Origin of the sequence: Chryseobacterium gregarium DSM 19109, from assembly GCF_000430845.1 — a bacterium.
In the GTDB taxonomy this organism is placed as follows: Bacteria; Bacteroidota; Bacteroidia; order Flavobacteriales; family Weeksellaceae; genus Chryseobacterium; species Chryseobacterium gregarium.
Genome location: NZ_AUMU01000021.1, coordinates 12,336 through 34,894, shown reverse-complemented (window position 1 = coordinate 34,894; position 22,559 = coordinate 12,336). Strand labels below are relative to the sequence as shown.

The 22,559-nt window shown below is 37.7% G+C and carries 19 protein-coding genes; 8 read left to right on the top strand and 11 right to left on the bottom strand.

What is annotated here, in order from left to right:
• A partial coding sequence (locus H561_RS22855; RefSeq protein ID WP_034762782.1) for an integrase core domain-containing protein occupies window positions 1-294 on the top strand: 294 nt, incomplete at its 5' end.
• A 235-nt stretch (window positions 295-529) separates the two neighbouring features.
• Here the strand turns inward: H561_RS22855 and H561_RS0118845 are convergent.
• The 4 genes from H561_RS0118845 to H561_RS0118830 form a co-directional block, all read right to left on the bottom strand.
• Window positions 530-1,381 carry a helix-turn-helix domain-containing protein gene (locus tag H561_RS0118845; RefSeq protein WP_155845858.1) on the bottom strand — a complete coding sequence of 284 codons (852 nt, stop codon included), beginning with the start codon at window positions 1,379-1,381 and terminating at the stop codon, window positions 530-532.
• A gap of 89 nt (window positions 1,382-1,470) precedes the next feature.
• The gene (locus H561_RS0118840) at window positions 1,471-2,586 is read right to left on the bottom strand and encodes an alanine racemase (RefSeq protein ID WP_027388406.1); all 1,116 of its coding nucleotides are present in this window, start codon (window positions 2,584-2,586) and stop codon (window positions 1,471-1,473) included.
• 1 nt (window position 2,587) lies between these two features.
• Complete coding sequence (locus tag H561_RS0118835; RefSeq protein WP_027388405.1) at window positions 2,588-3,034, bottom strand: GNAT family N-acetyltransferase; 447 nt, start codon at window positions 3,032-3,034, stop codon at window positions 2,588-2,590.
• Between the two features lie 10 nt (window positions 3,035-3,044).
• On the bottom strand, window positions 3,045-3,953 hold the full coding sequence (locus H561_RS0118830) for a universal stress protein (protein ID WP_027388404.1): 909 nt from the start codon (window positions 3,951-3,953) through the stop codon (window positions 3,045-3,047).
• Between the two features lie 318 nt (window positions 3,954-4,271).
• Between H561_RS0118830 and H561_RS0118825 the strand changes: the two genes are divergently transcribed.
• From H561_RS0118825 to H561_RS0118815, 3 genes are all read left to right on the top strand, one after another.
• Window positions 4,272-5,504: a DUF2254 domain-containing protein gene (locus H561_RS0118825; RefSeq protein ID WP_027388403.1), complete on the top strand. Its 1,233-nt coding sequence runs from the start codon at window positions 4,272-4,274 to the stop codon at window positions 5,502-5,504.
• A gap of 77 nt (window positions 5,505-5,581) precedes the next feature.
• Window positions 5,582-6,805: a cation:proton antiporter gene (locus tag H561_RS0118820; protein WP_316929429.1), complete on the top strand. Its 1,224-nt coding sequence runs from the start codon at window positions 5,582-5,584 to the stop codon at window positions 6,803-6,805.
• Window positions 6,806-7,154: 349 nt separating this feature from the next.
• On the top strand, window positions 7,155-8,381 hold the full coding sequence (locus H561_RS0118815) for a cation:proton antiporter (RefSeq protein WP_027388401.1): 1,227 nt from the start codon (window positions 7,155-7,157) through the stop codon (window positions 8,379-8,381).
• A gap of 473 nt (window positions 8,382-8,854) precedes the next feature.
• On the opposite strand, the gene H561_RS24060 is transcribed toward H561_RS0118815, so the two are convergent.
• Together H561_RS24060 and H561_RS0118800 are read right to left on the bottom strand one after the other, a co-directional pair.
• A complete protein-coding gene (locus H561_RS24060) occupies window positions 8,855-8,998 on the bottom strand; it encodes a hypothetical protein (RefSeq protein WP_155845857.1) in 144 nt (47 codons plus the stop codon).
• An 86-nt stretch (window positions 8,999-9,084) separates the two neighbouring features.
• Entirely contained in the window at window positions 9,085-10,932 is a 1,848-nt protein-coding gene (locus H561_RS0118800; RefSeq protein WP_027388399.1) for a chloride channel protein, read from the bottom strand.
• A gap of 223 nt (window positions 10,933-11,155) precedes the next feature.
• On the opposite strand from H561_RS0118800, the gene H561_RS0118795 reads away from it, so the two are divergent.
• The gene (locus H561_RS0118795; protein ID WP_027388398.1) at window positions 11,156-11,926 is read left to right on the top strand and encodes a 4-hydroxy-tetrahydrodipicolinate reductase; all 771 of its coding nucleotides are present in this window, start codon (window positions 11,156-11,158) and stop codon (window positions 11,924-11,926) included.
• A 62-nt stretch (window positions 11,927-11,988) separates the two neighbouring features.
• Here the strand turns inward: H561_RS0118795 and H561_RS0118790 are convergent, their stop codons facing one another.
• Both H561_RS0118790 and nhaA read right to left on the bottom strand, forming a co-directional pair.
• A complete protein-coding gene (locus H561_RS0118790) occupies window positions 11,989-13,275 on the bottom strand; it encodes a DUF389 domain-containing protein (protein WP_027388397.1) in 1,287 nt (428 codons plus the stop codon).
• Window positions 13,268-14,611, bottom strand: a complete 1,344-nt coding sequence (gene nhaA, locus H561_RS0118785; RefSeq protein ID WP_027388396.1) for a Na+/H+ antiporter NhaA — start codon at window positions 14,609-14,611, stop codon at window positions 13,268-13,270. The genes H561_RS0118790 and nhaA overlap by 8 nt, the downstream gene beginning before the upstream one ends.
• Window positions 14,612-14,846: 235 nt before the next feature.
• Here nhaA and H561_RS0118780 point away from each other — a divergent pair, with 235 nt between their 5' ends.
• A complete protein-coding gene (locus H561_RS0118780) occupies window positions 14,847-16,583 on the top strand; it encodes an APC family permease (protein WP_027388395.1) in 1,737 nt (578 codons plus the stop codon).
• 401 nt (window positions 16,584-16,984) lie between these two features.
• Here the strand turns inward: H561_RS0118780 and H561_RS0118775 are convergent, their stop codons facing one another.
• The 3 genes from H561_RS0118775 to H561_RS23740 form a co-directional block, all read right to left on the bottom strand.
• A complete protein-coding gene (locus tag H561_RS0118775) occupies window positions 16,985-17,344 on the bottom strand; it encodes a response regulator transcription factor (RefSeq protein ID WP_027388394.1) in 360 nt (119 codons plus the stop codon).
• A 69-nt stretch (window positions 17,345-17,413) separates the two neighbouring features.
• On the bottom strand, window positions 17,414-19,648 hold the full coding sequence (locus H561_RS23460; protein WP_027388393.1) for an ATP-binding protein: 2,235 nt from the start codon (window positions 19,646-19,648) through the stop codon (window positions 17,414-17,416).
• 283 nt (window positions 19,649-19,931) lie between these two features.
• The gene (locus tag H561_RS23740; protein ID WP_081411696.1) at window positions 19,932-21,224 is read right to left on the bottom strand and encodes an AbiH family protein; all 1,293 of its coding nucleotides are present in this window, start codon (window positions 21,222-21,224) and stop codon (window positions 19,932-19,934) included.
• Between the two features lie 58 nt (window positions 21,225-21,282).
• Here H561_RS23740 and H561_RS23735 point away from each other — a divergent pair, with 58 nt between their 5' ends.
• Both H561_RS23735 and H561_RS0118755 read left to right on the top strand, forming a co-directional pair.
• Complete coding sequence (locus H561_RS23735; RefSeq protein WP_081411695.1) at window positions 21,283-21,453, top strand: winged helix-turn-helix transcriptional regulator; 171 nt, start codon at window positions 21,283-21,285, stop codon at window positions 21,451-21,453.
• Window positions 21,454-21,625: 172 nt separating this feature from the next.
• Window positions 21,626-22,522, top strand: coding sequence for an SBBP repeat-containing protein (locus H561_RS0118755; protein WP_027388392.1), 897 nt, complete (start codon window positions 21,626-21,628; stop codon window positions 22,520-22,522).
• Window positions 22,523-22,559 lie beyond the last annotated feature (37 nt).

Below are 22,559 nucleotides of genomic sequence, written 5' to 3'. Positions count from 1 at the left end.
GGACCTGAGTTTATCAGTAAAGCATTAGACAGATGGGCTTATGAAAAGAAAATAGAACTGGAGTTCTCAAGACCGGGAAAACCTACTGATAATGCATTTATTGAGAGTTTTAACGGATCATTACGCGATGAGTGTCTTAATGTAAATTGGTTTCTCTCCTTAGAAGATGCACAGCAGAAGTTGGATGTCTGGAGAGAAGATTACAACAGCTACAGACCTCATAGTTCGTTAGGAAATTTAACACCAAATGAATTCATCATTAACAGTCAGAAAAATCAAATTTCTCTAATTTAGACTGTTCCATATATCGGGGGGAGGTCAGCATAATATCGATTTTGGTTTTAGTAATGTAAGAAATATGGCTGAGATCACATAATTCATTTGATTTAATTTTCAATTCTATTATCACTGGTTTTTTAGATTTTGAAACGCTAATGAATCTTTGTGATCTCAATTTTGGGAAATGATTGTAACGTTTACGCAATATAACATCAATTGAATAAAGATATGTAACTTGATACAATATCAATTATTTTAATTGTACTGTCCGGAAATTATTTGGCGATACACCCCTGACAGATTTAAAATATTTTCCAAAGTGAGAATTATCATTGAAGCCCAATTCATACGAAATCTCAATGATTGAAAGGGAGCTGTGAAGCAGTAATCTTTCTGCTTCCAGGATTATTCTGTTTTTGATGACCTGCCCTGCTGTTATATCAAGGATCTCTTTTACCAATGTATTAAGATAGCTGGCATTGATATTTAATTTCTCTGCATATTTTGAAGTGGTTTTCAATTCCTTGTAATGCAGGTTTACAAGATCATTGAAATCATCTACCACTTTCTTCTTATGATCTACCGAACGGTTGATAAGGTCTTTTTTGGATGAATTTCTAATATATTTCAGCACAAAAACTTTTAGGAGCAGGCATAGGATTTCTTTTCTGGCTTGTCGGTGAGATTGATATTCACTCCTAAGTTCCTCTAATGTCTGCTTAATCTCTGATAAGTTTTCAGATTTTAATGAAATAAAAGGGGAAACGTTATGAAGTGCAGTGTCGCTTTTGATCATTTTATTACCTGTATAGACATGGTTGTAAAATGATTTGGTAAATAAAATGACTTCACCTTCAATAGATTCGTGGTCTTTGAAGTAGTAGACCTGATTATAGTTAATGAAAAAAAAAGTATGTGATTTCAACTCAAATTCCCGATCATCGATGATGATGGAGCCATCTGCATTGTCGAAAAACAAGACCGCATAAAATTTATTTTTATAATGCAGCCCTGACTTTAATTTACCATTAAAAGCAGAAAAAGGCATCATCAGAAATTCATTCCTCGTTGCTGAACGTAGGTCGAGCTTGCCTAATGTCAAAGAAAGTATGTTTGGAATCAGATTCTTCTATTTATAATCAAATATATGGATATTAATTCAATTGCGATTTTTAGGCAAGAGTAGAAAAGTTAATTTATATTTTCTAAAATTTTAAACTCTGCAGGATGGATTTCGTGATCAATCAACTTATCAACATATTCGGAATTCATCGCACGTAAAACAGCCAGATAACTCATGCTAAAGTCTACAGTGTCCCCGACTTTTAAATTATTTGGGTTATCCGAGAGATCCAGGATCATCATATCCGAACTTGCACCGATGATCTTTACATATTGCGTAATTGGTTCAATCTGTTTGTGGTCAATATCAAGCACACCAACGTCAACAATAGCTCTCACAGATGTTTTTCCTTTTTTTGATACATCATGTTGCGGTGTTTCGCCAGTAAGGTTTGTTCCGGCGTCACCTGCGGGTATCATTGGCTTTTGTGCAATTTCAATGATCTCGGCGGTGAGTTTGAAAACATCCTGGTACATCCCGCTGATGGTGGAATCATTGTAGACATCTGTTCCGAAAAATAAAGACTCTCCAATTCTGAAATGATTGATGCCGGAATGGATCTTATTCTGAAATATCAAAGGAATGGTGACCGATGATCCTGCGGAGATGAAAGGTATTCTTGTTTGATGTGATTCTTCGATGATCTCTTTAAAACTATGGAGTTTCATCAACTTTTTCTCATCCGGTAAAATACCATTCAGGCAATTAAGATTGGTTCCGATCCCGACAACATCGATGTTTGGAAATTTTTTCACTTTACCGAAAAAACGGGAGAGGTCCCTGACCATGATGCCTTCCCGCAATTCTCCCATCTCTACCATGATGACAATCTTGTGAATCTTGTTTTGCAACACGGCTTCTTTCGAAAGTGCTTTGACGGTTTCAATTTCACTGTTGAAACTGACGTCGGCATATTTTACAATGCTCTTTGCCAATCGTTTGGCTGGCGGTTTTATATAGACAGTTTGTGTTTTGGGTGATATTTTTTTGATGTGCTTCAGGTTCGTCAGTCTGGAGTCACATATTTCCTTATCAGAAAATTCGAGCAGACATTCCAGAAATGTCTCGTTTCCACACAATAGTTTGGCCACTACTGCCCATTCAATGTGGTGTTCTGCAAAAAGCTGATCAAGATAATGGTAATTATATTTTAGTTTATTTGAATTTAGAGTGATGTATGACATTTTATTTTTTTAATCGCATTTCAAGGTACTTGCTTGTGAAACCTAATTTTTTGTAAAGCTGCATGGCAGGATTTTCAGGTTCACAATGGAGCGCGATGTCCCCCTCACAAGAGTCAATGGCGTTTTGCATGAGAAGTTTGCCAATTCCCTGTCCGCGCAATTGCTTATCGGTTGCGATATAGACAAGTATGTTTTCAGGGATATAACCGCCCATTCCAGTTTTGTTCAAGACGACTGCTCCCACAAGTCTTTGACTGTTTTGGTCTGTAGCCGTGACAATGGTTCCGCCCGGTTTGTTTTGATGGCCTAAGGAATAGTTGACTGCTGAAGCAATTTCGCCTTGTGGATCGCCATATTGTTCCAGATGTTCAAAGAGAAAATTTACAATCTCTTCCTTCTGATTTTCTTCTATTTTATCTTTTTCTGAATATTTTTGTATTGTGATCATAAAATTGATTTTATCCCGGATGCGGAAGCGTGATATCATAACCGACATTGGCATTTGACAGACTTTGCTTCTTTTCATATTTATTCTTTAGAAAAAATAAAGGAATTTCCGTGTTGTTGATTATTTGTTTGAAGAAGTTTTCAAGGAAAAATGATTTCCAGCTGTTTTCATCCCGGTAGTTGAGAATGATAATATCTGCTTCGTCATCCTTGGAATGTTCTGAGATCTGTATTGCCTTTTCGCCGGTCATAACAAACTGAGATCTATATTCCTGCGAAATTTCTTCAAGTGTTCTCTTTACTTCCAGATAGGCACTTTTAATTTTACTGACGTCTTCCTGATCGCTGATCCCTAAAAGATTAATGATGCCTTTATTCTTTTCGGCAATGGTTAACGAAAGATCTATCTTATCTGAAAGATCGTCCAGTACCCTTACCGGAACAAGTATTTTTTCAAATGTATATTTTTTGCAACTTTCCGGAACTAAAAGTACGGAAGTGTTTGAACCCGTCAGGATCTCGTAAGATAATGAACCAACAATGACCTGAACAAAGTTTTGTTTTCCAGATGTAGCGCAGACCACAAGGTCCACATCCTGATCTTCGATGACTTCGTTAATGCCATGTATAAGACTATCATTTTTAAGGATGGTTTCAATGATCAATGTTGGATACTGAGCCTTCAGGGATATTTCCATTTGACGCAAAGTATTTTCGGCTCTTTGCACATTGTCTTTTACAACATCGGCACCCAATAATTGTTTTCCGGTCTTGTCGATCACAAAAAAATTATCAATGTTATGCAATACAATCAAGCGTGAGTGATGCCTTGACGCGATATTCAATGCCATCAACAATGCATTCTGCGATTTTTCTGTGAAGTCGGTGGTTAAAAGAATTGTATTGATCGAATTTTGCATTTGAAATGGTATTTACATCAGTATATTGATTTGCAAAGTTCGCTAATGTTTATAGTAATGTATGTTAGAAAATGCTGTGAAAGTGGTATAATTTATAGGCAAGATTTTAAGAATGAATGAAACTGAAAACTGTATATTTGATAACTACTTTAACGGTTTCTGCTAATGAGATGCGTTCTGAAAAAAGATAATGTAAGAGCGGTTACTTTTACAAAGGTTACTGGTTCAATATTAGCGTAAAACGTGTAAGGGATATAATTATAATTTCTATCACACCAAGGTAGAATGTCATTAATCAATTGTCATCCAACTTATATTATGAATAAAAAAGCACTTAAAAATCTGAGAATTTTATATAAAAATATTACCACAAGCATTGCATTTATTCCGGGAACAGTAGCAATTGGCTTTTTACTGCTTTCATTTTTGATGGTGCAGTTTGATTTCTCTGAAACGGGGAAAGCAATCAAAAGTAATGCACATTGGCTGACCTTAAAAGATGCCAGCACCGCAAGAACTATTATTTCAACGATAACCGGGGGAGTCATATCGCTCACTGTCTTCAGTTTCAGTATGGTGATGATCCTGTTAAATCAGGCAGCTTCCCAAATGAGCAATCGTATTCTTGACAAACTTATAGGAAATCGTTTTCAGCAGACCATACTAGGTTTTTACATTGGGACAATCGTTTATGCGCTATTTTTACTCAGTACAATTAGGGATATTAATTCAGGTATTTATGTGCCTGCAATCAGCACGTACTTTCTGATCGCCCTAACTGTAGTCGATATTTTTTTATTTATATATTTTCTTCATTACGTCACACAATCAGTAAAATATGACACCATTATTCACCAGATCTATGATGCCACAAAACAGTCATTAGAAGAGATTTGTATCAGAGAAGATTCTGACTACAGTCCAGAATTGTTTACAGAAAAACAGGTGTCGGTCAATTCTTACAAATCAGGTATATTTCAGGGATTTTTGCGCGAAGGTCTATTGAGTATATGTGAGAGAGAGGATTTGGTAATATCTTTTAATTACTCGGTCGGGACATTCATTTTAAAAGATTTGCCATTCTTGGTCGTCAATAGGGAAATATCTGAAGAGGTACAGAGTGAGCTTAATAGTCTGATAGATATCCATCGAGGTCAGAATATCGATTCTTCATACCACTACGGCTTTAGACAATTAATGGAAGTAGCTGTGAGGGCACTGAGTCCGGGAATAAATGATCCGGGAACTGCTGTTTTGAGTCTGCAGTCGTTAAGTCAGCTATTAGCGTTCCGCTTAGAAAACACGCCGTCAAATCAAATTAAGGATGATAATGGAGTCATAAGAGTGCGTACGAAAGAACGTTCATTCAGTGATCTTCTAAATGATTATGTCTATCCCATCTGGGACTATGGCAAAGGAGATCGTCTTTTGGTGAATGAGATGTATCACATACTTGTGCAGTTGCATACGTTGCAAAATATAAAAGAAGTAAGTGAACTGCTGACCGTTGTGGAAACTGTAAAACTTAAAATGGATCTAAACGCAAGCTAAGTGTTGCTTTTATGGCGCTGTCATATGATAAATAATACTGAAACAAAGATTAATTTAAAAACAGTAAAATTATGGGAATGCTGGAACTTATCTCTCTGATTATAGTATTGTCTGCCGCATTAGCTTACTTCAATATCCGATTTCTTAAACTGCCTTCTACCATCGGGCTGATGATTTTGGCATTGGTTCTATCTTTATTTATTCTGATGCTTGGTGCAATTTCGCCTTTGGGAGGGTTTATGCAAAATTTGGTACTTCAGATAGATTTCTCAGGTTTCCTTCTTGATTTTATGTTGGGCTTTCTGCTTTTCGCTGGTGCTTTACATACAGATGTGAAAAAACTTCGCCGGGCAAAATGGGCAATCATCATTTATGCAACGTTCGGTATCCTGATCTCAACTGTATTGGTTGCCGTCGCTGTTTACTTTTTGCTTCCGGTATTTTACCAACAGGTAGATTTCATCTATTGCTTACTTTTTGGTGCACTTATCTCACCTACGGATCCGATAGCTGTGCTGTCTATTTTGAAAAAAGCAGGTATTTCGGAATCAATAGAAACAAAGATTACAGGTGAATCCTTGTTTAACGATGGGGTAGGTGTAGTGGTGTTTTTGTCACTTTTCAGTATTGCAAGTCAAGGCTTTGATGAGGTTAGTACTTCTCATATTGTGATCCTGCTCGCAGAAGAGATTTTGGGCGGGATTGCATTGGGACTTCTGTTGGGATATGTTGGTTTTGTAATGTTAAAGAAAATAGACCACTACCAGACCGAAGTATTGATCACCTTGGCCATGGTCATGGGTGGGATTTCAATTGCACCGGTTTTTCATTTTTCCGGTCCACTTGCTATGGTCGTGGCAGGATTATTTATAGGGAATAAGGGCGCGCTCGAAGCTATGTCAGAAGAAACGAGTGACTATATTCATAAATTCTGGGAAATGGTGGATGAGATTTTTAATGCCATTCTGTTTGTACTGATCGGCTTGGAACTATTGGTGATCCCGTTTGAATTATCCTTTCTGTATGTTGGGCTGTTGGTTATAATCATTGTCATCCTTAGCCGTTTCATTTCCCTGGTCGCACCTTCATATATTTTTAAGCTGAAATATGAGTTTCCCAAGAAAACCTTCTTAATAATGACTTGGGGTGGCCTTCGCGGTGGCATATCTATAGCATTGGCGTTGTCTCTGGCGTCAAATATGGAGCGGAATCTGATCGTTTCTGTTACCTATATCGTTGTTCTGTTTTCTATAATTGTTCAAGGACTCACCTTGGGGAAATTAGTCAAAAGGCTGAAATAGCAGGGTTTGATAAGGGTTTTTCTTTGTCGCAAGCATTGGCAAAGTTAAGAAGACCGCAATACGAAATATAGATCAGGTAAGCGCCGCAAAACAATTTTATGAGCCCTGACATTGATCTTTAATCATTTTTACATTATTAGCACAAAAATAAAGGGGTGAACAGGTAATGATTATAATTTTTAATTATTGTTCTGCCGGAGTTCTAATTTCAAAAACAGCAAAATAAGCCGTGGCGGGATATTTGATATTTTCACCTCAAGCCGCTTGAGTATTACAGCTTCGCCTAAACGTACTGAATATTATAGCAATTCAAAAAGTCCTTTTTAGCAATAATAAATTTACGTCCTCTATGGATCAATATCTGATTATTTTAGTAATACTCGGCGCTGCCATTTTCAGTGTGGCATGGATGCCCAAAATTTCAAAAAAAACTGGCATCTCGTACTCTATTTTTTATGTAGCAACAGGGTTTGCACTTTATCTGCTGGCTCCCGATCTTCTGCCAAACCCAATGCCTCAAAATAATGAAAACCTGACGCTTCATTTAACCGAATTGATTGTTATTATTTCGCTTATGGGTACTGGGATCAAGATCGACCGGAAATTTTCTTTTAAAACCTGGTCGTCCCCGTTGAAACTTGTAAGTTTTACCATGTTATTGTGTATTGGTGTAGCAGCGGTGATGGGCTATTATCTTTTAGGTTTCGGTCTTGCGTCGGCAGTACTTCTTGGTGCTGTTCTTGCTCCAACGGATCCTGTCCTCGCATCGGATGTACAGGTGGGACCTCCAAATGAGGGAATGAAATCAGAGACTAAATTTGCGCTCACGTCAGAGGCAGGCCTCAATGACGGAGTAGCTTTCCCATTTACATGGCTTGCCATTACTATTGGTCTTATGTTCACAGGCAAAGAAAGCAGCTTTTTAGAGTGGTTTGCTCTTGATGTTATCTACAGAATAATTGCCGGTATTGTGATTGGATTTCTATCAGGCAAAGGTATTGGCATTTTGTTATTCAGAGTGTCCAAAAAATATGAGATCCTAAGAACCAGAGATGGTCTGGTGGCAGTTGCTGCTACTTTACTAGTGTATGGTACAACAGAAATTCTTCATGGTTATGGATTTATTGCAGTTTTTATATGTGCAATTACACTAAGACATTTTGAGAAAGATCACCAGTATCACGATACGCTTCATTCTTTCACCGATCAGATAGAAAGGCTGCTAGTCTGCCTGCTACTGATTATTTTCGGAGGAGCCTTAGCAATGGGTATTCTAGAACCCATAACTTTGAAAATGGTTGTGTTTTCGGTAGCTTTCCTTTTAATAGTAAGACCTGTCTTTGGATGGCTGGCATTGAGTTCCTCAAAAATGAAAAACAAAGAAAGGCTGGCGATCGGATTTTTTGGCATCCGTGGAATGGGTTCGATATTCTATCTTGCATTTGCTTTCAGCAAATATAATTTTGACCATCAGGATGAATTGTGGGCTGCTGTTTCTTTAACGATCCTCTTTTCAATTTTCATTCATGGCCTTACGGCGACGCGTGTCATGGAATATCTTAAAAGAGAAGCATAGGATCAGTAATACAGGGTTCTACAGAAAAAAACCTCACATTTTAAGAAAATATATTGTTCCTGACCAGAGTAACGTATCCTTAGCGTATTGATGGCCTTGAATTTAATTATAATGATTTTGAATCTACATAATAAATTCTCTGTAATACTAAATGATATATTAGCGCACCTGAAAAGTAGCAGATAATATCTATAAAATCAGATGTATATCTTGCTGATAGTAACGGACATATAATTTCAAATACAATGGTCAGATTAAGTGCAGCTCCCAGCAAAAACTTCAGATCCGGTCTCCAATCCGGATAATATGTGAGCTTCATGATTTTCATTATCGTATAACTGAACATAGGGACACTGTATAGATCAGTCAAATGATCATTGATTAGAGGTATGATTATTCCATTCCTTCTCAAAAATGCGATAATTCCCCAAATGATAAGCCCTCCAATAAACCAATATGAAATATTTAATTTCTTAAACATGCATTGCGCCTAAGATGATGCTCAATATAATTTGAATGACTTTTAGAAAAATATTGACATCAGGTTTTTGTTTGTCTTCAGCTGAATTATCTTTATTTTCGCTGTCTTCGTAATTAAATAATTGCTTTCCTTCCATTTTTTTTCTCAATCATAACAAAATTCATTCCTACTCCAATTGTCTATTAATAGGTACATAATTTTAGATTCTTTTGATAGTAATGTTTAATTGGAGTATCCTTTCAGCAACTGCCTGTAACTCATTAAAATCGATGATTTCGAAATAAACCCAAGGAAGATATTCTGCTGATCGACGACAGGCAAGCTCCACGTACCAGTGTTGTCAAAGATCTGGAGGATCTCTCTCGGCTTATCGTCGGGATGGATGAATGCAGCCGGGGCTCTCATTATTTTTGTTATCGTAAGGGTCAAATCATTTTCATCATTGAAAAAATAAGGTCTGATATCGTCTAACGTTAGAATACCTCTTAACTTTTTATGATCATCGATAACTGCGAAAAAATTCTTGTTCCCGTTCTTAACTAGATCAGACAATTCTTCTATTGAAGCATTTTCATTAATGGTTTGGGAATATCTGTCAATAAAATCTTCTGTATGGAGTGAGAAAAGAAGATTCTCGTCATGCTGATTCGTGAAAATCTTACCCTGGTCGGCCAAAGATTTTAGTTCTGGGGATATCGGTGAAAACCATTTTGCAATGAGGTAAGAGATCACTGAAACGATCATCAAAGGTATAAAAAGGTCGTATCCAAAACTGGACTCAGCAATGAGAAATATGGCAGTTAGCGGGGCGTAAAGAACACCGCTCATTGCACCGGCCATTCCTACCAGAACTAAGTTTGATACAGGAACGTCCTTAAAGCCGATCTGCTGGCAGATTACGGCAAATAAAAATCCGACGGTTCCTCCTGCAAAAAGTGATGGTGCAAAATTACCTCCATTTCCGCCGCTGAAAATGGTGAAAGATGTTGCAAAAGCCTTTAACAGACATACACAAATTAGAAATACAATGATCGTCCATTCTTTGATGTCAAAATATCTAAAGAGACTGTTTTCAATGATTGAGTTGGTATTACCATTGGTAAAGGCCTTGACCGTGTCATAACCTTCTCCGAACAGTGGCGGAAAAAGCACGCAGAGTAACGATAGGATCGCACCGCCCAGCATTGCCTTCCGCAATCTGGACATTTTCAGACCTTTGATAAAATGCTCTACCTTTTGGGAAACCATTAAAAAATATCTTGCATACAGCCCTGTGACAATACCTAATATAAGATAGTAGGGAAGATTCCTGTAATCAAATGCTTCTCTGGTATGGAACCTAAAAAGGATATCTTCCTGAAGCAGAATTCTGGATAAGAGGCTACCACATACCGCAGCAACTACCAGCGGGATAAAATCCGTAAAGACCACGCCTGTCAGTAGGATTTCAAAGGCAAACATGACCCCTGCGATAGGAGCGTTGAAAGCCGAGGCAACACCAGCTGTGGCTCCGGCTGCCAAAAGTAGTGTTCGTTCCTTGTAATTCAGGCGGTAGGTCTGCGCGTAATTAGAACCAATGGCCGCACCAGTCACAGCGATAGGGCTTTCTAAACCGGCAGATCCTCCGAGACCTACGGTTATTGCACTTTGGACAATTTGGGAATAGGTCTTCACGGAAGAGACGATACTCGAATTCTGAGCGATCTCATACAATATGGCGCCTATCCCTTTTCTGTCCTGTCCTTTGAATATCGTCAACACGATGCTGGTTGTCAATACGATTCCCAAAAACGGAAAAATGATATAGAACAGGATCTGATATTCAAAATGAACCTTGTTCGTGATAAAGAAATGGATATTGTGTACTATTGTTTTCAGCAGAACACCAGCCAGACCTGCTGTACAGCCCACTAGAATTCCGGAGAGAAGTAAAAACTGACTGCGGCTGAGCCTGTTGTTGAGCCAGTGGAGGATCAATTCATAGCTGCGGGCCTTTTCAAGTCCATATTTTTGGAAGTCTCTCTTGAACCTGAGAAAACTTATATATCTCTTTTTATTGTTGATATTCACTTACTATAATCGCTTTTATTTGCGCTAGGATCTTGATTAGAATACGCAATTTTTAGGGTTATTGCAAATATACCAAAAGCTTATGGGATAGGCATCTCTATATCTGCGAAATCAATAAGATCTATATGCTAAAAGTATGGTAGAAAACGATATTTCATTTTTTTTGTATCTTACTACGGTCAATTATTCGAAATCATCAATTAAAAATATAAAAATTGTAATTATGAAAATAGGATTATTAGGATTTGGGAAGGCAGGTAAAGCGGTAGCGAATGTTATTCTTCAGCACAAGGATTTTTCACTGGAATGGGTTCTGAGGAAAACTGATACGCTGAATAAGCTTTCTGCAAAAGATATTCTTGGAATATCTTCATCGGATGATGCATTGATCTATTCTCAAAGCAGCACGGACATTGAAACATTACTTGAGGATCATCCTGTAGACTTTGTTATTGATTTTTCCAACGAAGAAAGCATCCATATTTATGGCAAGTTCGCAGCCCGTAAAAAGATCAAGATCATCTCAGCCATTTCGCATTACGGAGAAAATGAGATCAAAGTTCTGAAAGAACTTGCAAGGGACACTGTGGTGTTTTGGTCGCCTAACATCACATTAGGCGTCAACTACCTGCTCTTTGCGGCATCGCTCTTAAAAAATATAGCGCCTGGTGTTGATATTGAAGTGGTCGAGGAACACTTCAAATCCAAATCAGGCGTGTCGGGAACAGCAATGAAAATTGCGGAAACTTTGGATATAGAAACAGAAAGCATCAATTCTGTCAGGGCTGGCGGTATCGTTGGAAAACACGAAGTTATATTTGGGTTTCCTTACCAGACCGTTCGTCTTGTCCACGAATCCATATCACGGGAAGCATTTGGAAGCGGAGCATTATTTGTCGCTGAGAACCTTAAAAGCAAACTGAAAGGATTATATAATTTTGAAGACATCCTGCGGCCTTACTTTTTCGCTCAGACTCCAGATATGTTATCTTAAAATCTATCAGTTGGAAAAATGCCATTCCAATTTAGGATGGCATTTTTGAAGTATATTTCAATCTAGTTTTCAGAACTGTTTAAAAGTTTGACATTTTTCTCATTCAGCCTTTTTTCAAGCCAGCTTCTGAGCTGTAATTCATTCACTTTCTTTCCAGAGTAGATCATCACAAATTGGAGCCTTGCACTATCAGTTTCGGGATATTGGGCTATCTTTCCGTAGGAAACACCGGACATATCCGGATATAGGATTTGTATCTCTTTCCCCAGTGTGGAGTCTGAAACTTTATAATTGTCGAGTTCTGACCGCAGGCTGGATAAGGCTATGTCCTTTTCTGACAGGTTTGTATTGTTTTTGTTGATCTCACTCAGTATCTCTGATTTCAGATCGGAATTGTTTTGCCTGATGTTGATCTTTGTGTTGGCAAGCCCGTTATCAGAAAGCATCTTGTTGTAAGACTTGATCTCTTCAGTAGTGAATTTTTTATTTAGGAATGCAACGTCGATGGTCTTGGGATTGGCATTGTAGTTTATCTTTTTATAGATTAATGTGTATCCATTCTTTTCAAATTCTTTTTGGAGGAAAAGTTCTGCGGTCTTCGTGAATTTCTTTTCATTGTACAGGTTGTAGGCCAGATATGAACTTGGAATGATCATTACCAGTATTAACAGCGATATGCTGTATCTGATCCTTTTTTCATATTTGTTGTCGACAATAGAGGAAGGATAATGCAGATATTTCACGACAAGAAAAGTTGCAATGCATATAAAAAAGCAATTGATGCTGTAAAGATAGAATGCGCCGATGAAATAAGAAAAATTAAAAGTAGCAAGACCAAATCCGGCCGTACACAGGGGAGGCATCAATGCCGTTGCAATGGCAACACCCGGAATAGGATTTCCTTTTTCTACCCTTGTTATGGCTATGACACCTACCAGTCCGCCGAAAAAAGCGATCAGAACATCGTAGATGTTGGGTGCAGTCCTTGCCAAAAGTTCTGATTGCACGTCCTTAAAAGGACTGATGTAGAAATAAAATCCAGAAACCAATAAGCTCACCACCGTTGCGATGATAAGATTCTTAAAAGATTTCTTGAGAAGAGGAAAATTATAGGTCCCAAGCGCAAATCCCGCACCAACGATCGGACCCATTAATGGAGAGATAAGCATGGCCCCGATAATGACCGCAGTGGAATTGACGTTAAGGCCGATTGATGCGATAATGATCGCACAGGCCAGGATCCAGAGATTGGAACCTCTGAATGAGATGTTGGATGTGACATTTTCCAATACCTTATCCTTTTTCTCTTCTCCATTGTGAAGATTAATAAAATTAAAGATATTATTCATCGGTTTGAGTAGGTTTAGAATCTTTGTTAAGAATGATATAGCCTATTACACCTCCAATTAAGGAGGCTGCAAATATGCCGATCTTTGCCTGTGTCTGGTATTCTTCGTGGCTAAAGGCAAGGGATGTCACAAACAGGGACATTGTAAATCCAATGGATGCCAGAAAACCAAGTCCGAGAAGATTACGGATATTCATCCCCTCAGGTAATTGGGCAATTTTGAGTTTAATAAAAACAGCAGTGAAGCCGACAACACCTAAGACCTTTCCGACCAACAAGCCCAATGCTACACCCAATGCGATATTGGTGTCAAATAAACTGTTAATGTCAATATTAAACGATACCCCGGCATTGGCTATTGCAAAGATCGGGATGATAACGAAAGTTACAACGGGATGCATTGCGTGTTCCAATATCTGAAGGGGAGGAGTGGCGGCATTTGTCGCCTCATTGATCTTTTCCAGGACATGCAGCTGGTCGTTGGTCAATGTAGGTGTATTTTCAGTAGGGTCTAAATTTTTAAACCTTTCCAGATAGCTGCTGATCTTGGCAATGAACAGATTTTCCTTGATCTTCACATCTGCCGGAATGGTAAAAGCCGCCAGAACAGCAGCGATCGTGGCGTGAACGCCTGAAATTACAAAGCATGTCCATACACCGCAGATGCCAAGGAATGCGAAAAAAAAGATCGATCTGACGCCAAGCTTATTCCCCAGGTACATCACTGCAAGAATGCCAAGCCCTATCAGCAAGTAGGTCATTTCGATGTTCGATGTATAAAAAAATGCGATTACCAGGACTGCTCCCAAATCATCTACGATTGCCAAGGCAGTTAAAAATACCTTCAAGGAGAGTGGGATCTTTTTTCCCAATAGAAAAAGCACGCCCAAAGCAAAAGCAATATCTGTGGCCATAGGGATGCCCCATCCCTTATGCATTTCCCCGGTCGGATTGAGCAGTAGGAATATCAATGCCGGCATGACCATTCCCCCAACTGCCGCAACAATGGGAAGCATGGCTTTCCGCGGATTGGAAAGCTCACCACCGATGATCTCCCGTTTAAGCTCAAGCCCCACCACGAAAAAGAAAACAGACATCAATCCGTCATTGATCCAGTGATGAACAGTAAAATCGAAAAAACTTTCCCCATTCCACTGAAATCCAAAGGTCTGCGCCAGAAAATGATGGTAGCCATCGGATAGTGGTGAATTGGCCAAAATCAAAGCGATGATCACACTGATCCCTAAAAGTAATCCTCCGGACTTTTCCTGCTGGATAAATCGCTGAACGGGCTGTGTGATCTTGTCGATCGGCTTTGTGGGGTAACTTTTGATCATAGTTTATTAAATAGATAACTGCAAATTTATGAATACTAAAGGGAAAAATAGGGGAACATTGCGAAAGTTATTTTTAATATACTAAGATATATAGCTCCGAAATTTGTTAAGAATTAAAAAAACAGATCATATGTAGTCAATTGTAATTTTAAAGTTAATTTTTCGGAAAAGAATGAATGTTTTAAAATTAATTTGTCTAATATTATACGCTTGAAATCTGATCAATTTATAAAAAATGTCAACAAAAAAACTCAGTGAATGGTACGCTACCGCTATTTGTGGAAATGATATCACCTCCTCCTGTCTCTATGTTTCGGCTCTGGCTATTGTAGCGGCAGGTCAGTATGCTTGGGTCGCTCTTCTGATGGTGGCAGCGGTGCTCTTTCTATTCAGAAAGATCTATGGTGAGGTGGTCGGAGCATTGCCCCTCAATGGTGGTGCATATAATGTTCTGCTAAATACCACGACAAAAAGTAATGCGTCTATAGCAGCCTGCCTTACCATCTTGTCTTACATGGCAACGGCTGTGATCTCATCCAGCGAGGCAATGCACTACCTGCATCATATTTTGCCATATTTCAATGTGAACATCGCAACATTCGTACTTTTGCTCATATTTCTGGGGCTTACTATTTTGGGGATTTCTGAAAGCGCCGTAGTAGCCCTGATCATCTTCTTATTCCATCTTGCAACAATGGGACTGTTGATTGGTTCCTGTTTTTTCTTTGTCTGGCAGCATGGATTCTCAATATTGATCGACAATTTCCATCTTCCTGCCAGAAATGGAAGTATATTAACTGCTATTTTCTTTGGATTTTCAGCTGCTATGCTTGGGATCTCAGGCTTTGAGAGCTCTTCAAATTTTGTGGAGGAGCAGGAGCGAGGTGTTTTTGCGAAAACATTACGAAATATGTGGATCGCAGTATCGGTGCTGAACCCGATGATTGCATTTCTTGTAATATGCATCATCCCTATATCGGCAGTAGAATCGCACCAGAATTCTTTCTTAAGTTATATTGGTACTTTGACCGGTGGAAAATGGCTCGCTACGATCATTTCGATCAATGCGGTCTCCGTTTTAAGTGGTGCGGTATTAACTTCATTTGTTGGAGTAAATGGTCTTATCAAAAGGATGACATTGGACAGAATATTACCAAATTACTTTCTGAAAGAAAATAAACGGGGCAGTACATACAGGATCCTGATCCTTTTCTTTCTCTTATGTCTTTCAGTGCTATTGGTGACCCGAGGACAACTGGCACCGCTAGCCGCTGTTTATGCTCTGTCTTTCCTGACTGTCATGGCATCATTTGCGTTAGGAAATATCCTGCTTAAACTCAGAAGGTCTCGTCTGCCACGTCCGGAATACGCCAAACCCGGCGTAGTGCTGTTGGCTTTTGCCGCTATAATTATTGCTTTATACGGGAACATCATGACCAAGCCTCAATATCTTGTCACCTTTCTGCAATATTTTATTCCTTCGGTACTGATCATTCTGGCCATGTTGCTGCGAAAGGATATTTTGCATTTTATTGTTAATCTGCTGCAGTCGCTGTCGAAGAACTATAAAAAATACACGCTCACAAGACAGAGATCATTGTACCGGAGCCTGAAAAAACTCTATGAGCAGGATTTTGTTTTCTTCTCAAAAGGTGATGATATCGCGACATTAAATAAGGTGATGATGTATCTTCACGAGAACGAGGTGACCAATAAAATGAAAATTGTTACAATACTTCATGAAGCCCAGCAGCCGGATCCGAAGTTTCTCGCAGATTTTGACACTCTGGACAGAGCTTATCCCGAGGTCGATATGGAATATGTTACTATACTGGGTGACTTCACACCGGAACTTGTCGAGGAACTCAGTAACAAATGGGGAATCCCAAAGAACTTTATGTTTATCAGCAGTCCAGGGGAAAAATTCAGTTACAGAGTTGATGAACTGGGTGGGGTAAGGCTCATCCTATAAGTTCTGACTATAAAAAAGAATACAATACGACCGTCCGTATAATACAAAGACCAATTTATATTGACAATCTTTCAAGTATCGCATTCATCTTATCGATTTCTCTGCTGGCATAAAATGATGCTGTATTCGAGTTTTCGTACTTCAGGGGGTTTGATATGGTATTTCTTATCTTCATCATTGCTGATGAATGGAGTGGTGTCATTGCTCTGAGATATTGGGAAACATTTACCTGTCGCTGTGGTCTCAAGAGTAGCCAAAGAACCAATAAAATGCTTATTAGGCGAGTACTATTGTGTTAAAAAACTGCAAAGGGATTGGATAATAATTAGGCGCTTATAAAGTTTACATAAAATCTTTAAGTAAAGAAATATCATAAACTAAAAATCTACTGTTTAACGGACTTAATTTTTGATTGCAAGTTTTATCCTGTTCAAAACAAGATCGATATCAAAAGGTTTAGCGATAAAATCATCTGGATCACACAATTCCTTCATCTGACTAAGCTGAGCGTGGGCACTCATAATGATTACAGGAATACCAGTATTATTGTGACTTTGTTTTATTTCTTTGCACAGATCGATCCCGGATCCATCGGGCAGCATAACATCGAAAAGGTAAAGGTCCGGCAAATCATTCTGGTCTCGATTTAAAAATTCGTTTACTGTTGAAAAAGATCTTACGGCATAATTTTCTGACTCTAAAAATATGACTAAAAATTCTCTAATTGCCTGATCGTCTTCTACCAAAATGATTTTTCTCATACCTATACTTAGCAATTACACAGCCACTATTGAAAAAATAACAATTGGGATTGAATTTATAGCAATTAATTATTGCAAAGGCAGAGTAAACCAAAATTCACTTCCTTTCCCCAATTGACTTTCAACCCCAATGTTTCCACCGTGGTTTCTGATAATTTCTGCGCTGATATACAGTCCCAGTCCTAGACCGGTAAATTTTTGTCCCTGGTAATCGGTCCTGTAATACCGTTCAAATAAATGCCCCAACTTTTCCTCAGGGATTCCCGGACCATTATCTTTGATCGTTATTTTAACCTTATTATCATTTAATAATTTTGCTCGGACGGTTATATCCGAAGCTGGCGCATATTTTATGGCATTGTTAATTAAATTTGTAATAACCTGTCCTATTTGTTGGTTGTCAGCCTCGACTATAGTGGAGGTATCGCCTTCGAAGTCTACAGTCTGATCAGTTTTTTGAAATAAATTCGATATGCATTCTTCAAATAGTTCGGATATTGAAAAGATGGTTTTGTAAAGTTTTAGATGGCCTTGCTCCATCCTGCTTGTATCAAGAAGTTCGTCGATAAGTCTTGAAAGTTTATCAAGGCTTTTTACAGACTGATCAATTAATTTGGTTCTCACTTCGACGGACAGTTTCTCATGCGACCTTTTAAGAAGCTGCAACGCAATTTTAAGTGCCGTTACCGGGGTTTTAAGCTCGTGGCTGGCAATACTTATAAAATCATCCTTGCCCTGCGTGATCATCCTTCTGGCAGTAACATCCATAAATGTTCCGATTCCCCCGGAAAGACGTCCTTCACTATCAAAGATGGGAGCGGCATTAATGGATATATAGATGCGGTCTCTGTCCGGCGGCTGAACACCTATCTCATGATCAAACACAGGTTTTCCGGTGGACATCATAATTGACATGGGATGTTCCTCTGAAGGAAGTGGTGAACCATCTAGCCGCAAGTTTTGCCATTGTGGGTCGTGATAAGTCCTGCTTTTAATAGAAGTTTCACTTAATCCCAAGATCTGCTGTGCCATTGGATTTGCGTAGACAAGTTGTCCGGTTGCATCGACAACTCCCACACCTTCCGCCATAGTCTCCAATATGCCGTGAAGACGCTGCTCACTGCTTTTAAGCGTTTGCTCCAGTTCAGTCTTTTCTTTAATTATCCTCTCTCTTTCCTGAATAACCAGATATTGTGGTGTCACATCAGTTGCCATATCGATAACACCCGTGATCTTTCCATCCTCAATAAAAGGCATGTAATTAAAATTGTAGTAGCCTTTTTCTAATTTCCCATTGCGTTTCATCAATACAGGATTCGAAAGTGCAGAATGCGGCTGACCTTTTTTATAAGTGTTGATAAGCATCTCGGCAGCTTCCTGACCTTTTAGTTCAGGCATCACATCAAACAACGGCTTACCTATGATCCCGATATCTTTACCAATCAGATTCAGCATCGGATGATTAATCATTGAGACAATAAAATCATCTCCTTTCACAAGAAGCATCGCTACAGGTGCCTGGGCAATCAGATTGATAAAACTGGTTTCACTGTCTGTGATCTTTATATTAAGACGGTTGATAGTATCATTCAGTTCTGTGAGCTCGCTATTTCTTATTTCAAGACTCATGTTTGAATGATTAAGGTCGCTGATATTGTCCTGATAACCTTTATTGTCAAACAAAAGGTCTTTATTTTCGTTATTGAGTTGTTGATTCAGCAAATTGATGGTGTTATTAGCTTCATCCAGATGTTCATTGGTAACAGTGTATTCTTCATTTAGTACGGCGAGCTCCTCATTGGATGTCTGAAACTCCTCATTCAACGCCAAAAGCTCTTCATTAACAGCTTGGAGGTCATCACTGATGCGCTGCTCTTTTAATTCCTTCTCCCGGACAAGATTCAATGCAGCAACTCTTTCCGACGCATCAACAGCTGTATGTAATATGCAGTAGACCTTATCTTCCTTATCAAGAATCGGTTTGTAGATAAAATCGAAATATGAAGTGACCATAACCCCGTTCAGCTCCAAGGTAGAAGGCATTTCCCGAGCCTTATAGATTTCTTTGGTTTTCCAAACATTTTTAAGCAGTTGTGTAAATGGCTGTCCGATCATTTCCGGTAATGCTTCTTCAAAATTCTTTCCTATAACCGATTGGTCTTTGCCCCAGATTTTAAGCATTGCATTATTGGCCAGATTGATTTTCAGATCTTCTCCGGTATAGATCGCAGTCGCATCGTCCGACTGTTTGAGGATCTCTAGTAGAGCTTCAGGACCTAAAGAAGAAAGCAGGTGATCATTCACAAGTGCTAAATTAAAGTGTTGATGAGCAAAGCTACGAATATTCCTTATTCACTATCAGTAAAGTAACAGCATCTAATGAAAATTATTTTTTTTTCGAATAAAACATATTAATAAAGTTATGATCTTTACACAAAAGTAAAGAAAGAGATTGAAAACTATAATTGAGAGAGATAATCGGTATTATGATTAATCAATCAATTGACAAATTTAATCACTTCTGGGATGTTGTAAGATATGACCACATGGCTTGGAACTTAAATCAGGAGTTAGAAGCAGAATGGAATTAATCATCGTTAAGAATATTACTTGGAAATCTTATGTTTTGTGGTAATGGCGATGATAGGCTTTTATCAACTACTTTAGTTCTCATTAAAGCTTTTTTATTAAAGTGTCTTGAAATATTCTGTGTTAAATCTTTGAAATTATCGGTTCCATCTTCTTTTTCGTGATAGAAAACTTTAATTGATTTACAGTTATTATGCTCAAAAACTGTATTTAACATGGTTCTATCTGATAGCCCACAAGAATGACCCATGATAAATACCTGGAAATCTCCGCTATCTACCCATTGAAGTAATTTCCGGTAGTTTGAATTTGATAAATACATAAATGATTTTATATTTTCGAGATATTGATTATCATTTACTTTCTCTAAAACATTATAATTGTCATCCATTTCATCTCCAAAACCAAAGTTTATTTGATTTTTAATATTATGTAATCTGCCATGAATCTGGATATGGGATGATTTACCCCAATATCTTTCATCCTTCTGATTTAAAATGTTGATGTAGTTTGATATTGTTGGAGTATAATTAAATTCTAAAAAAAGATTTTCAAATGAAGATGGGTCTTTCGATTGAAGCCTTAGACCTCGATCAAAATCAATTAAGTTTCTACGATAATCTGGAGGAAATTCTAAAAAATACTTATCATAATTGTTTCCACTAAGATTTCTATGAGTTTGTTCAAACAGATCGCAAATATTCACCATATTAGAGTATCCTAAATTGAATTGATAAGCGTTTTCTACATGTTCAGTAAGATAATATTCCAAAAGATTTTTTACTTCATTGAATTCTTCATTAAGACGTTTTACATTCTCAATGTATTTATATTTTGAATCACCATTTAGAAGAGAAACTAAAACATCATAATAAGTATTTTCAATATCAACCCAATTTTCTGCATTTAAAATGGTTATTAGTTCAAAAAACCTATTATTATAATCAAAATAAGTTTGAGGATCACCACCATAGCGATGGTAAGCAACAATTTTGAAAGTTTTTGTATTGTGAAACGTATTTTCAATTACATAATCAAAATTTATATTATTACCTCTATCATTCAGAATTTGAGGAACTTTATTGTAGAAGTCATTGTAGTTTTCAAATCTCATAGAAAAGCCTGTTCTAACATCCTTTATTGGATGTTTTAAAATAAAAAGATTTTTTATTAATGGTATCTTTTCCATGTTATGAAAATTCTTCCAAATAAAATCAACAAAAGATCTATAAGACGTAGGTAGTTTATGAGCAAGGTCAAATCCATTTCCAATAATCACTAGTCTGTTCATAAATTAAAAGTTTTTTCAAATATAATAAAAATGTCTTCGTGAGTTAGAAACAGACGGTTTGGTTGTTAGAGCTGTCTATCCTGAAGTACCGCCGAAAGTAGAATATGAATTGACAACTTTAGGTAGAGGGCTACTGATTCAAGTAACTCCTCTTTGGCTTTGGATAGCAAATCACAGTGCTGAACTTAATACAGCCAGAAAAGCGTATTTAAAAATATCAGACAAGTAATAAATGTTCATAGAAAATACTTGTAAAATCAAAAAACGATTATTACTAAAAAGCGTCGGAAAATTTCCGGTGCTTTTTATATTCAGTTCAAAAATTATATAATGATTGAATATAATTCACAATAGTTATCTATTTTTGCTTAAACCACGATAACTATTAGAACATTAGAATTATGAAATTAAAAACTTTATTTTTTATACTACTTTTTTCCGGTTTATCTGCTCAATTTTCTTTTAATTACCAAAGAGATTGGGCCACATATTTCGGAGCAGTAAATTCGCAAATAACAGGAATTTATGAAGACAACTCTTCCAATATTTTTGTAGATGCCAAAACAAATTCGCCCAATCCAGTAATAGGAACTCCGCCGGTTTCATATTATAATCAGTTTATAACGGCAGGAAGCCAGTCTTATGCAGGGAGTTTTTTGGTACCTAATAATTTCTCAGGGAAATTCACTTCAACAGGAAACCTTATATCTGCAGGGTATACTCCTTATGCAACACCGGTCTCATCAGCTAAATTTCCCTATTTCAGAGATCAGAATGGGAATATGTATGAGTTTCAGACCAATCTGATAACTTATCCTGCACTTTCTCCAGGAGCATGGCTTGCCAACGCACCGGATTCCATTAATATGATCCTTACCAAATACGATGTCAATAATACCATGTTGTGGCAAACGTATCTTCCCGGAAATAATAATGTTAACAATCTTGAAGTAGATAATAACGGAAATATTTACGTAGCAGGAACTACCAAATGGCAGAATCTGTCTGATCCCGGAACTTTTCAACCGACTTTCAATATGGTTTATGATGCGGCGGGAATAATCTTACCGAATTCTTATATTGTAAAGCTGAATCCGCAAGGTCAAAAAATATGGGCAACCTATACGCCATCAATTTTACTTGTAGGAATGACTGCATTTGAAGACAAACTATATATTATTGGAAATAAAGATCTTGAGCCCACAGGAGCAGATTTATCAACATCCGGTACATTTCAACCCGCGAAAGCAGGACAGTTTATTACCCGGCTTAATGCCAATACAGGACAGAGAACCTGAGGAACTTATTACGGAATTCCGGGAAACAATATCGACG